This is a genomic window from Microcoleus sp. PH2017_24_DOB_U_A, assembly GCF_020738205.1.
Taxonomy (GTDB): Bacteria; Cyanobacteriota; Cyanobacteriia; order Cyanobacteriales; family Microcoleaceae; genus Microcoleus.
This window is the reverse complement of record NZ_JAEQCT010000141.1, coordinates 1-13,170: the sequence shown is the minus strand read 5'-3', so window position 1 is coordinate 13,170 and position 13,170 is coordinate 1. Positions and strand designations below refer to the sequence as shown.

Genomic DNA, 13,170 nt, shown 5'->3' with positions numbered 1-13,170 from the left:
ACAAGGGTATGGCTTTTCTAATTTTGATAATTTTAGAAATCGCGTATTAGCTTGTTTCTTGCATTAGATAAAATTATCACCATAAGTTCTGGAGAGCCGCAATAGTCATGAAACTTTTAGAAAAAACTGCTGAAAACCGTTACCAAAGTGTTTGGGGAATTCAAGCAGACTTAGAAGAATGTCTGCGTCAATTACAGACAACAGGAACTATTTTAGAGTTTGCTTTAGCTAAAGAAGATATTTCCGATCGATTTCAAATCCCTCAAAAACTATACGGGCGGGCGGCGCCAGTCCAGGCTTTGCTAGCAGCATTCGAGCGAGTTGCGAACCCACAACATAGTTTTTCTGGAAGCGAAATGATGCTAGTTGCCGGTTATTCGGGCATGGGGAAATCATCGCTGGTACAAGAAATTTACAAACCAATTACTGAAAAACGCGGCTATTTTATTTCCGGCAAATTTGACCAATTTCAGCGCGATATTCCCTATTCAGGGATTATTAGCGCTTTCTCGGGATTGGCGCGACAACTGCTAACCGAAAGTTCCGCAAAACTCGATGAGTGGCGCACTAAACTTTTAATTGCATTGGGTGCAAACGGTCAAGTAATTATTGAGGTAATTCCCGAAATAGAATTAATTATCGGCAAACAGCCCCAGGTAGCAGAGTTGAGACCAAATGAAGCGCAAATTCGTTTCTATTTTGTGTTTGAAAAATTTATTCGCGTGTTTTGTTCGGCGGAACATCCACTGGTAATTTTTCTTGACGATTTACAGTGGGTAGATGCAGCTACTCTCAATTTAATTCAATTGATGGTAGTGGATAGTGATACACAATATTTATTGCTGATTGGAGCCTATCGAGACAATGAAGTTAGCGCCCATCATCCCTTAATGATTACTGTGGATGAAATGCAAAAAGAAGGCGCTACAATTGATTTTATTTATTTAGCTAATTTAACCATCCAAGATGTTAGTAATTTAATAGCTGACACTGTGCATAGCGATGCTATGTCTGTGCAATCTTTGGCTGACTTGGTGTTATGCAAAACTAATGGAAATCCGTTTTTTGTCAATCAATTTCTCAAAATGCTGCATTCTGAGAAATTGATTAATTTTAGTTTTCTGGAATCTTCCGAGCTATCGATTCGGGAACCAAAGGCTCTAAAAAATAGAGGTTGTGGAGGATTTTGGCAGTGGGATATTGCTCAAATTGAAGCAAGGGATATCACTGATAATGTGGTTGATTTGATGGTAAAAAAAATAAAAATATTGCCGGAAATAACTCAAAATATTTTGCGTTTCGCAGCTTGTGCGGGGGCATCTTTTGACTTAACTACTTTATCAAAAATTTGTGAAAAATCTCCGGATTTGGTGTTCTCAGATTTGAAGCCCGCACTGGAAGCTGGTTTGATTTTTCCGGTGTCTGAGTTGGATATTGAACTGTTGTTTGAAGAGTACAAGTTTTTGCACGATCGCGTCCAACAAGCTGCTTATGCTTTGATTGACGAAGGGCAGAAAAAAGCGGTTCATTTGCAAATCGGTCGCTTGTTATTGGATAATAGCGATGGTGAAGATTTGTCGGAGGAGCTTTTTGAAATTGTCGATCAGTTAAATCTGGCGGCAGGAAAGGCGATAGGGGCGATAGAAATGGCGACAGCAGGGGAGCTGCCCTTGGCGATCGATCGCACGGAAAGAGATAAAATTGCCAAACTCAATCTTTTGGCTGGGAAAAAAGCCAAAGCTGCTACAGCTTATGCGGCTGCTGTCAAGTATGTCTGTTTTGGGATCGAACTTTTGGCTGCGGATAGCTGGGAAACTGAATATAATTTGACGCGAGAGTTGTACCTGGAAGCTGCGGAATTGAATTATCTGATTGGCAATTTCGAGCAATCGCAATTTTTGATTCATTCGGCACTATCGCAGTTGCAATTGGCGGTGGAAAAAGCGGAATTTTTCGATCGCCTAATTACGCTGCATACCATGTTGGGGGAATACGAGGAAGCTATTAAATTTGGGCGCCAGGGCTTGCGTTTGTTGGGGGTTGAGTTGCCGCAAAAGCAGTTGCAGCAAGCTTGCAAAGCCGAATTTGCTGAAGCAACAGCGCAATTGGGCGATCGGGCAATTGGTGCTTTGCTGCACGTACCGGAAATGAAGATTTCGGAAAAAAGAACCGCGATGAAACTTCTGGATAAAATTATTCCCGCGAGTTTATTTTCCAATCCGATACTTTACCAATTAGTTGTTACAAAATCTGTCAATCTTTCTCTGAAATACGGCCCGGTGCCGGAATCATCTTACAGCTATGCTTGCTACGGCTTGGTTTTGTCGGCTGCGATGGCTGATTATCGCTCGGGATACGAGTTTGGGATGTTAGCTCTCAATTTGAGCGATCGCTTTCACGATTTGACGCAAAAATGCAAGGCATCGGAAATGCTTGTCGCTCATTTAAATCACTGGATACAGCCTCTGAAACTGTCGGATTCGATTAGCCATAATGGCTATCAAGCTGGCTTAGAATCCGGCGAATTGCAATTTGCAGGTTACATTCAGCTTTACAAATTGATGTATTCTATCCCCCAGGGCAAAAATCTCGAATCTCTGCGTGTAGAAGTGTGGAATTTTTTGCTATTTAACTTTAAAACTAACAATCAAATTGCTACTGATTACTTACTAGGCTGTCAGATAGCTTTGTTTAATTTACTGGGAGAAACTTCTAATTGTGAGGTATTTTCTAATGGCGAAATTAGCGAAGGACAATATTTAGAGCGGTGTGCCGATCGCGGCAGTTTTTTGGCAATCTGCGGCTATCAAATTTTGAAATGCCAGGTTTTGTATTTGTACGGAGAGTATGCAGCAGCTTTCAGCTATGCTGTGGAAGCTGAGAAAAAATTGAGTTTGGCGATCGGCACAATTATTGTAGCCGAACATAATTTTTATTATTCTCTAATTTTAACTGCGCTTTACCCGCAAGCTTCCAAGGGCGATCGCCAAAAATATCTGAGAAAGCTCAAAGCCAACCAAAAACAGATGAAAATCTGGGCTGATAGCTGTCCGGAGACCTTTGAGCATAAATACTTATTGGTAGCTGGGGAGATGGCGCGGATTGTGGGTAAGGAGATGGAGGCGATCGATTTGTACGATCGATCGATTACTTCAGCCAGAGACGGCTATTTTATCCAAAATGAAGCATTAGCCGCAGAATTAGCAGCCAATTTCTGGCTGAGCAAAGGTAAAGCAGAATTTGCCGAAATTTACCTAAAAAAAGCGCACTACAATTATGTAATTTGGGGCGCCAAACGCAAACAAGAAAAGTTACAAGCAACTCACCCAAAATTATTAATAAAATTCACATCAAAAACTCAATTTCATGATGCCAGTACAGTAACTATAGCCAGCCAATTAAACACCCCTGGCTTAGGAAGTTCAGCTTTAGATTTGGCTGCGGTAGTGAAAGCCAGCCAAGCCATTTCTGGTGAAATACTCTTGGATAAGTTGCTGGCTTCTTTGATGAAAATACTGATTGAAAATGCCGGAGCACAACGAGGCTATTTAATTTTCCATTCCCCCTCAGATTCTGCCAACAACAATTCCGGGGAATTGCTAATCGAAGCTGCGGGTGCGATCGATTCGGAGAGTATTGCGGTATTGCAGTCAATTTCTATAGATAATAACCTACCAGTATCGATTGTTAATTATGTTGCCCGTACAGGAGAGACAGTAGTTTTAAGCCAAGCATTTGCCAGCAAAAATTTTAACAGCGACCCCTATATCAAACAGCATCAAAACAAATCAATATTGTGCGCGCCACTCCTGAACCAAGGTCAACTTATCGGCATAATTTACTTAGAAAACAACCTGATTGCTGGAGCATTTACATCAGACAGATTAGAACTGCTGAAAGTCTTATCGGCTTCGGCAGCCATCTCCATTGAAAATGCCAGACTTTATACTAATCTAGCAGATTCCAACCGCACCTTAGAAACAAAAGTAGAAGAACGCACATCGGAGCTCGCTCTTGCCAAGAAAAAAGCCGAAGTAGCCAACGAAGCGAAGAGCAGTTTTTTAGCCAACATGAGCCACGAATTGCGCTCTCCCCTCAACGCCATCCTCGGCTTTTCTCAAATCATGCTCCGCAGCCAAAATCTACCCAAAGAGCATCAAGATAATGTCGCAATTATTACTCGCAGCGGCGACCATTTACTAACTTTAATCAACCAGGTTTTAGATTTATCAAAGATTGAAGCTGGTCGGACTATTCTCAACTATAAAAATTTTGATTTGTATCAATTTATGGACGATCTCGAAGATATGTTCCATATCAAATCTGACGACAAACAATTGCAATTAGTAGTAGAATACAGCCCTGATGTTCCCAGATACGTTCGCACAGATGAAGTCAAATTGCGACAAGTTTTAATAAATTTGATCGGTAACGCTCTCAAATTTACTCAAGAAGGAGGAGTTGCAGTAAAAGTTAATCTCAAACCAGAAGCAAGCAGTCTAAAGCCCGCTAAAACTGTTAATATTGTGGAGAATAGCGAAAATTCAAATATTCCAGCAAATCAGAGTCTTGAAAAATGTAGTAAAATTAGCCCACTACAAAATCCTAACGATTTAGATTCTGGATCTTCGTACTTCCTGATTTTTGCAATCTCCGACACTGGGCCAGGTGTCGCCGCCGATGAATTAGATAGTCTTTTTGAAGCTTTTGTGCAAACCAAAACTGGTAAAAACTCCCAAGAAGGAACTGGTTTGGGACTGCCAATCAGCCGCAATTTTGTAGAGTTAATGGGTGGCAAGATGAGTGTCTATTCAGAATTGGGAGTGGGAACAACTTTTGTATTCGATACTAAAATTAGTGCGATCGATCCCAGGGAAATAGAAGGCAAAAAGACGGCGCTACAAGTGATTTGCCTCGCACCGAATCAACCTAGGTATCGCATTTTGATTGTTGATGACAAACCCAGCAATAATTTGCTGCTACTCAAACTGCTTTCTCCCCTCGGTTTTGAACTAAAAGAAGCTTGTAACGGCCAAGAAGCTGTTGAGATTTGGAATGATTGGGAACCGCATTTAATTTTAATGGATATGAGAATGCCCGTGATGGACGGGTACGAAGCTACAAAACAAATCAAAGGTACTCTTAAAGGTCAAGCTACTGCAATTATTGCTGTAACTGCTAGTGTTTTAGAAGAAGAAAGAGCGGTTGTTTCTTCGGCAGGATGCGATGATTTTATCCGCAAACCGTTCCGGGAAGCAGATATATTTGATGCGCTTCAAAAACATATTGGGGTGAATTTTATCTATGAGGAACCTGCTAGCAACAAGGATTTGACGAAACTGGATATCCAAGCTGCTTTGAGTCGGTCAGCTTTGGCGAATTTGCCTGCTGAATTGTTGGCTGATTTATTGGCAGCTTCCAGCCTCAGTGATATGGCTAAAGTTGATAGTTGCATAGAGCAAATCCGCAAGCTTGATGAATCTGTGGCTGAGGCTTTAGCTTTTTTGGCAAATGATTTTGATTATATTCAAATAGTTTCTTTAATTGAAACTTATTAGGTTTGATCGTTCGGAATTCAGTCCTTTCTTTTCTGCGGACTAAAGTCCTCACTACGAACCTTTGTTATTAGGTTCGATCGTTCGGAATTCAGTCCTTTCTTTTCTGCGGACTAAAGTCCTCACTACGAACCTTTGACCAGAAAATTTTGTATTCTTTGCCAAACTCGTTCCAGTAAATCAGGTACGCTAACATCAAACCATTCAATTTCAGGATATGCTCTAAACCATGTCCGCTGTCTCTTGGCAAATTGCCTCGTGTGCAAAATTGTTAATTCTTTAGCTTCCTCAAGCGTAATGTCGCCAGCTAAATATCGTTTGATTTCCTGATATCCCAGGGTGTTCAACAATGGTAAGTCGCAGCCGTATTTTTTGCACAAATATTCTACTTCAGCCAGCCAACCGCGTTCTAACATTTGTTCGGTGCGCTGTTGGATGCGATCGCCCAAAACATCCATCTCGCAGTCCAACCCAATCTGTAGAATCGGATAATTGGGAGGATTTTCGCCTTGCTGTTGGGAAATAGAGCGCCCGGTGACATAAAATACTTCCAGTGCCCGTAAGGTTCTGAATGAATCGTTGAGGTGAATTTTCTCGGCGGCCGGACGATCGACCTGCTGCAACATCGCATAACATTGAGATTGCCCCAGATCCGCAAGTTGCGATCGCAATTCGGGCATGGGCGCCACCCTCGGAATTTTCAAACCCTTGACAATCGATTTGATATATAAGCCTGTCCCTCCCACCAACAACAGCGGAGGAGAAACGGGAAAATCGACATCAGCAATTATTTTTTGAGCTTGCTGCTGGTATTCTGCGAGTGTTAGAGTTTCTGTCGGCTCGCAAATGTCAATTAAGTGATGCGGTACAGAAGCGCGATCGCTCTTTGTCGGTTTTGCCGTTCCGATGTCAAATTCGCGGTACACTTGACGGGAGTCTGCGCTCAAGATCGAAGATTTCAGTCGATCGGCCACCGACACAGCCACTCCAGACTTCCCCGTCGCCGTCGCCCCGCAAATCGTAATCAATCTAAACATAAGCCGTCGCACACTTAAAAAACATATTGCATTTCCCAAGAAAAACCCTCAAATCCTTTCCCAGATTCTCTTCATCCCTACTTTCCCTTCTCTGGCTCCACTCATTCACCGCCCTGGGCCTGGGAAATCGCGAAGCAATCTCAAAACTATTCCCCTCCGTCCCCCCGATAAATTTCCATTTAGAAAGCCCTAGCATCGCCCTTAACGGTTTTGTACTATAATTTTAGGAGTTTTTGCATTTTATTAAGTTTTGGGGTCTTCAGCCTCATTATTGGAGCTATTGTGGCATGACTAACACCTACAGCGCCGACCAAATTCAAGTTCTCCAAGGTCTCGAAGCAGTCCGCAAACGACCGCGGATGTACATCGGTAGCACTAGCCCGCGAGGATTGCACCATCTAGTTTACGAGATTGTGGATAATGCGATCGACGAAGCGCTGGCAGGTTACTGCACTCGCATCGAAGTTGACCTCAACGCTGACGGTTCCGTTACTGTTACAGACAACGGCCGGGGAATTCCCACCAAGATTCATCCCAAAACTGGTACATCATTCCTGGAAGCAGTTTTGACCGTTCTCTGCTTTGTTGGCAGAAGCAGCGACGGCTACAAGGTTTCTGGAGGTATCCACGGAGTTGGGCTAGCAGTTGTCAATGCTTTGTCTGAATGGTTGCAGGTGACTGTTCGGCGCCAGGAGCAAATTTACAGCCAGCGTTTTGAGAAAGGCATCGCGGTTACGTCGCTGACAGCTAAACCGAGTCCCGAAAACCCTACGGGTACGTCGATTTGTTTCAAACCAGATGCGGAGATTTTCAAGAATGGCATCCAGTTCGATCGCGACACTTTTGCCCTTCACCTGCGACAGCTTGCTTACCTCAATCCCGGTTTGAAAATAATTTTGACTGACAACCGCTTGCAAATACTCGGCAGCAGTTCTCCCTGCATCGAAACCTACTGCTTCCCTGGTGGCATCCGGGAATATGTCGCTTACCTGAACTCCAATGTGGAACCGCTGCACGAAGATATCATTTACATTCAGGGCGATCGAGATGGCGTACAAGTAGAAATAGCCTGTCAGTGGCACTTTCTGAATCAAGATAATTCTTACAGCCGACTGTTAGGTTTTGCCAACTGCGTCCGGAATATCGATGGCGGCACTTATCTTAACGCCTTTCAATTGGCAGTGAGGCGGGTGGTGAGTGCGATCGGCCGCCAACAGGGCAAACTCAAAAATACAGACCCAGTTTTAATGGGGAATGAGGTTTTAGAGTGTGGCTTCACCGCAGTCATTGCCGTTAAACTACCGAATCCGGAGTTTGAAGGCCCAACAAAAACTCGGCTGGTCAACCCGGAAGTACAAGAAATCGTTAAATCTTTGGTGGAAAAAGAGTTGATGGAATATTTGACCGCCCGCCGGGAAGTTGCAGGGGCGATCGCGCAACAGGCGATCGAGGCCCGCGACGCAGAAGCAGAAACACTCAAAGCGCGGGCATTGCGCCGAAAGCAAGAATTACAAAAATATTAATGACTTGCAGTAGACTGCCGCGGGCGATCGCGCTTCTCAACCTTCCGGCTAACAGCCCCGCAACCAAATGTCAATAGCTCCCCAAGTAAAACTACTATGCCGGGTACGTCCCCCCGATAAATTTCCCTTCAGAAAGCCCTAGCATCGCCCTTAACGGTTTTGTGCTATAATTTTAGGAGTTTTCCCATTTTAGAAGCTTTTGGGGCTTTAGGCCTCATTATTGGAGCTATTTTTGTATGACCAGCAGCTACAGCGCCGACCAGATTCAAGTTCTCGAAGGTCTCGAAGCAGTCCGCAAACGACCGGGGATGTACATCGGTACCACCGGCCCGCGAGGACTCCACCATCTAGTTTACGAGGTTGTGGACAATTCCATCGATGAGGCGCTGGCTGGCCACTGCACTCACATCGAGGTTGACTTCAACGCCGACGGTTCAGTCACTGTCACAGATGACGGCCGCGGTATTCCTACCGGGATCGTTGCCAAGACTGGCAAATCGGGAATCGAAACAGTAATGACTGTACTGCACGCCGGCGGTAAGTTTGGCGGTGGCGGTTACAAAGTTTCTGGAGGTTTGCACGGTGTAGGTATTTCCGTGGTTAACGCGCTTTCCGAGTGGGTAGAGGTTACTGTTTGGCGCGACCAAAAAGAACATTTGCAGCGCTACGAAAGAGGCTTTCCCGTCAGCGAACTTGTGGCCAAGCCCTGCAAAGGAAATCGCACCGGTACTTCAGTTAGTTTCCTTCCAGACACTCAGATATTTAGCACTGGGATTGAGTTTGATTACGCTACGGTTTCTGGACGTTTGCGAGAGTTGGCTTATCTGAATGCGGGTGCGAAAATTACTTTTGGCGATCGTCGCTTGGAATTGCTCAAAAGTAGCGAACCGCGCGTCGAAACCTATTGTTACGAAGGTGGCATCAAGGAATATGTCATGTACATGAACCGCGAGAAGCAGCCACTGCACGAAGAGGTGATCTACGTACAAGGAGAACGCAACAACGTGTATGTAGAAGTGTCTTTGCAGTGGTGCGTCGATGCTTTTAGCGACAACGTTCTGGGTTTTGCCAACAACATTCGGACGATCGACGGCGGTACACACTTAGAAGGCTTAAAGGCTGTTTTGACGCGGACGATGAACTCGATCGCCCGCAAGCGCAACAAAATCAAAGAACACGAGCCCAACCTCGCCGGCGAAAACGTCCGCGAAGGTTTAACAGCCGTGATTTCGGTCAAAGTTCCAGACCCAGAATTTGAAGGCCAAACCAAAACAAAGCTAGGAAATACCGAAGTCAGAGGAATTGTTGATTCCCTCGTAGGCGAAGTATTAACCGAATATTTGGAATTTCGGCCCCAAGTAGCAGACGCTATTTTGGAAAAAGCAATTCAGGCATTTAAAGCCGCAGAAGCCGCCCGTCGTGCCCGCGATTTAGTCCGCCGAAAATCCGTCCTAGAATCGTCTCCTTTGCCCGGAAAATTAGCGGACTGTAGCTCCAGAGACCCCGCCCTGTCTGAGATATACCTGGTCGAGGGCGATTCAGCCGGCGGCTGTTTTCTCTCTTCGGAGAAAATATTATTAGCTGATGGCACAACAAAAACCTTCAAAGAGATAGTTGACGAACAAGCAGAAGGTAAAGAACACTTTTGCTACACCATTCGCGAGAGTGGAAACATCGGGTTTGAGCGGATAACCAACGCTCGCATGACTAAAGCAAATGCTGAGGTTATCAAATTGACATTAGACAATGGGGAGACAATTACTTGTACTCCAGATCATCGGTTCATGTTGCGGGATGGCACTTACAAAGCAGCAGCCATGCTGACACCGGACGATTCCTTAATGCCTCTCAACCGCCAGTTGTCGAAAAAGAACCAAAACGGGCAGGGACTTAACGGTTACGAAATGGTTTGGAATCCCAGCAGTGACAAGTGGATTTACAGTCATTTGTTATCGGATTTCTACAACCTGAAACATGAGGTTTATCAAGCATCTGACGGCAATCACCGCCACCATGTTGATTTCAACAAACTCAACAACAATCCGACCAATATTCAGCGACTACCTGCTCAGGAACACTTGGCTTTACACCGCGCCAACCTTGAGAAAACATTGCACAGGCCGGATGTCATTGAAAAGAGCCGTCAAGCTCACATGACTGATGAATTTCGGGCGATGATGAAAGAGCGGATGCAGCAGCCTGAAACCAGGCAAATTCTCTCAGAACAGGCAAAGGCTCAGTGGGAAGATGAAGAGTATAAAGCTTACATGACTAGCAAGTGGCGTGAGTTTTACGACACTAATGAAGCTTATCGCGAGCAAAATAATGAATTGCTCAACCAAGCCCAACAAGAGTATTGGAGTTCTGAAGAAAACCGCTTAGCTCAGTCTCAACGGGTTCGCAATCATTTTGCTAACAATCCTGAAGCGCGGGAGGCTAATTCACAATTGGCCAAAGAACAGTGGCAAAATCAGGATTTGTTGGACTGGCGACGGGAGAAAACTAAGGAACAGTGGACACCGGAGTTTCGCCGCCAACGCAAAGCAGCTTTGGACGAAACTTATTACCGCAAAACTCTGGAAGCATTGAAGACTGTTCAGATGAAAATGGGCTGGATTGATGTAGATTATTACAATTCTTATCGCCGCCTGAAGAATGATAAGTCTTTGTTGAAGTACGAGACTTTTTGTAAGCGCTACTTTAATGGTGAAGAATTATATGCTCGCCAAGCGGTTCGTAATTACAACCACCGTGTTGTGAAGATTGAAGCTGTAGAGGAACGGCACGATGTTTATGACATCGAAGTGCCTAACAGCCACAACTTTGCACTAGGTGCGGGAGTTTTTGTACACAACAGCGCGAAGCAAGGGCGCGATCGACAATTCCAAGCAATTCTGCCTTTGCGCGGTAAAATTCTCAACATCGAGAAAACCGACGACGCCAAAATCTACAAAAATAACGAAATTCAGTCGTTAATTACAGCCCTGGGTTTGGGTATCAAAGGCGAAGAATTCGACCCCGGTCAATTGCGGTATCACCACATAGTGATCATGACTGACGCTGACGTAGATGGGGCCCACATCCGCACGCTGTTGCTGACTTTCTTCTACCGCTACCAGCGCGCACTTGTAGAACAAGGTTACATCTATATTGCTTGTCCTCCTCTGTATAAAGTGGAACGGGGACGCAATCACTACTACTGTTACAGCGATCGCGAAATGAACAATCTCGTCCGCAACGAATTCCCCGCCAATGCGAACTACACTATCCAGCGGTTCAAAGGTTTGGGCGAAATGATGCCCACGCAGTTGTGGGATACCACGATGAACCCGGAAACTCGGACGCTAAAACGGGTGGAGATTGAAGACGCTGCTGAAGCCGATCGCATCTTTACCATCTTAATGGGCGATCGGGTCGCCCCCCGCCGCGAATTCATCGAAACCTACGGCCCCAAACTCAACCTCCTCGACTTGGACATCTAAGTTAGTTGACAGTTGACAGTTGACAGTTGCTGGCGAGGATGAGTCATTAGTCATTAGTTAGTGGCTGATGACTACTGCTTTCCTGTCAACTGCTTTCCTGTCAACTGCTTTCCTGTCAACTGACTACTGCTTTCCGGCCAACTGCAACTTTTGTTATAAAAATTAATACAATCTCTCATCAAATTGCTTTAAGGTAAATGCTTAGGTAAATTTTAGATTTTTGGCGCATCCATCAGCTACCACAAAAATAGAAGGTTGGACAATATAGCATGAGCATCAATTTAGCAACAAAATTGCGTGAGGGAACAAAAAAATCTCACACAATGGCAGAAAACGTTGGTTTTGTCAAATGCTTTTTAAAAGGCGTTGTAGAAAAAACTTCTTACCGGAAGTTAGTAGGAAACCTGTACTTTGTCTACTCGGCAATGGAAGAGGAAATGGAACGCCAAAAGCAGCATCCGGTTGTTTCAAAAATTTACTTTTCTGAGTTAAATCGCAAACAAAGTTTAGAGCAAGATTTATTCTACTACTACGGCGCCAATTGGCGGGAACAAATATCCCCGTCACCAGCAGCTAAAGCTTACGTGCAGCGGATTCATGAAATCTCGGCTACCGCACCAGAACTGTTAGTAGCTCAGTCTTACACTCGCTACCTAGGCGACTTGTCCGGCGGACAAATCCTCAAGGGAATTGCTCAGCGCGGCATGAATCTTACCGAGGGAGAAGGCACTGCTTTCTACGAATTCCAGGATATTCCTGATGAAAAAGAGTTCAAAGCTAACTACCGTCAGGCAATGAATGAATTGCCGATTAACGAAGCTACAGCAGAGCGCATTGTTGACGAAGCTAATGCAGCTTTTGGCATGAACATGAAGATGTTTATGGAGTTAGAAGGCAATTTGATTAAAGCTGTCGGTCAGATGCTGTTCAATACCCTGACGCGGAAGCGCGGCGCAGCCAGTACCGAATTGGCTACTGCTGATTAGTCAATACCCATTGGCAATAATTTGAGCCTCGTTTAAGAGGAAAACATTAAATCCTGGGGGTTTGATGGCTGCTTTTACAGTCACCAAAGCTCCGGGATTTTGCATGGCGGGCGATCGACTTTTTGACTCATATCATTTCCGGTTGCATCGGAATTACTGTAGTTTAGACTAACCAAAGATGAGAACGGTGGCAAAAGAAGAACTAGAGCCACCGCGCTAGGAGAGAATGAGGGTGAAAAAGAAAACCTATCCACTCCTTAAATGAACAGTGAACGATTAAAGGACTTTCGTCAAGCAGCATACGATTTATTAGTGAAAGCAAAAGATGCGACATTCGAGCTGATGGATGCAGTGATGACAACAAAAAATGCGTCGTGTTTAGCAGAATTTTCACTAAATCCATTATTCTCTTCGTCAATGGCAAGCGCGTCTATGAAGCCTTACAAGACTGTAGACCAGACCGAAAAAAACTGATGCTGCTCTATCTGGAGCAATTACAGAAAGAAGCAGCCCCAACGGAACATATATTAGTAGCAATCGACCACACTGCATGGGAGAGAGCAGATGCCAAAACGTTACAAGATAGA

Annotated in this window: 6 protein-coding genes; 5 read left to right on the top strand and 1 reads right to left on the bottom strand. The window is 44.6% G+C overall.

Features of this window, described 5'->3' with window-relative positions; translation table 11 throughout:
* The first annotated feature begins 107 nt into the window (after nt 1-107).
* Nucleotides 108-5,558 (top strand): AAA family ATPase, encoded by a 5,451-nt coding sequence (locus tag JGK07_RS30265; RefSeq protein WP_293243384.1) that lies wholly within the window; start codon nt 108-110, stop codon nt 5,556-5,558.
* Nucleotides 5,559-5,680: 122 nt separating this feature from the next.
* Here JGK07_RS30265 and miaA read toward each other — a convergent pair whose 3' ends face one another.
* The gene (miaA, locus tag JGK07_RS30260) at nt 5,681-6,592 is read right to left on the bottom strand and encodes a tRNA (adenosine(37)-N6)-dimethylallyltransferase MiaA (RefSeq protein ID WP_293196644.1); all 912 of its coding nucleotides are present in this window, start codon (nt 6,590-6,592) and stop codon (nt 5,681-5,683) included.
* 287 nt (nt 6,593-6,879) lie between these two features.
* On the opposite strand from miaA, the gene JGK07_RS30255 reads away from it, so the two are divergent.
* The 4 genes from JGK07_RS30255 to JGK07_RS30240 all read left to right on the top strand — a co-directional run.
* Nucleotides 6,880-8,115 (top strand): ATP-binding protein, encoded by a 1,236-nt coding sequence (locus JGK07_RS30255; protein ID WP_293184900.1) that lies wholly within the window; start codon nt 6,880-6,882, stop codon nt 8,113-8,115.
* 236 nt (nt 8,116-8,351) lie between these two features.
* Nucleotides 8,352-11,597 carry a DNA topoisomerase (ATP-hydrolyzing) subunit B gene (gene gyrB, locus JGK07_RS30250; RefSeq protein ID WP_293184901.1) on the top strand — a complete coding sequence of 1,082 codons (3,246 nt, stop codon included), beginning with the start codon at nt 8,352-8,354 and terminating at the stop codon, nt 11,595-11,597.
* A gap of 269 nt (nt 11,598-11,866) precedes the next feature.
* Nucleotides 11,867-12,583 (top strand): heme oxygenase (biliverdin-producing), encoded by a 717-nt coding sequence (locus JGK07_RS30245; RefSeq protein ID WP_293190508.1) that lies wholly within the window; start codon nt 11,867-11,869, stop codon nt 12,581-12,583.
* Nucleotides 12,584-12,957: 374 nt separating this feature from the next.
* A partial coding sequence (locus tag JGK07_RS30240; RefSeq protein ID WP_366516540.1) for a hypothetical protein occupies nt 12,958-13,170 on the top strand: 213 nt, incomplete at its 3' end.

Coding starts and splice junctions, on each gene's coding strand:
- gyrB (WP_293184901.1), top strand. CDS start 8,352: ATGACCAGCAGCTACAGCGCCGACCAGATTCAAGTTCTCGAAGGTCTC.
- JGK07_RS30255 (WP_293184900.1), top strand. CDS start 6,880: ATGACTAACACCTACAGCGCCGACCAAATTCAAGTTCTCCAAGGTCTC.
- JGK07_RS30265 (WP_293243384.1), top strand. CDS start 108: ATGAAACTTTTAGAAAAAACTGCTGAAAACCGTTACCAAAGTGTTTGG.
- JGK07_RS30245 (WP_293190508.1), top strand. CDS start 11,867: ATGAGCATCAATTTAGCAACAAAATTGCGTGAGGGAACAAAAAAATCT.
- miaA (WP_293196644.1), bottom strand. CDS start 6,592: ATGTTTAGATTGATTACGATTTGCGGGGCGACGGCGACGGGGAAGTCT.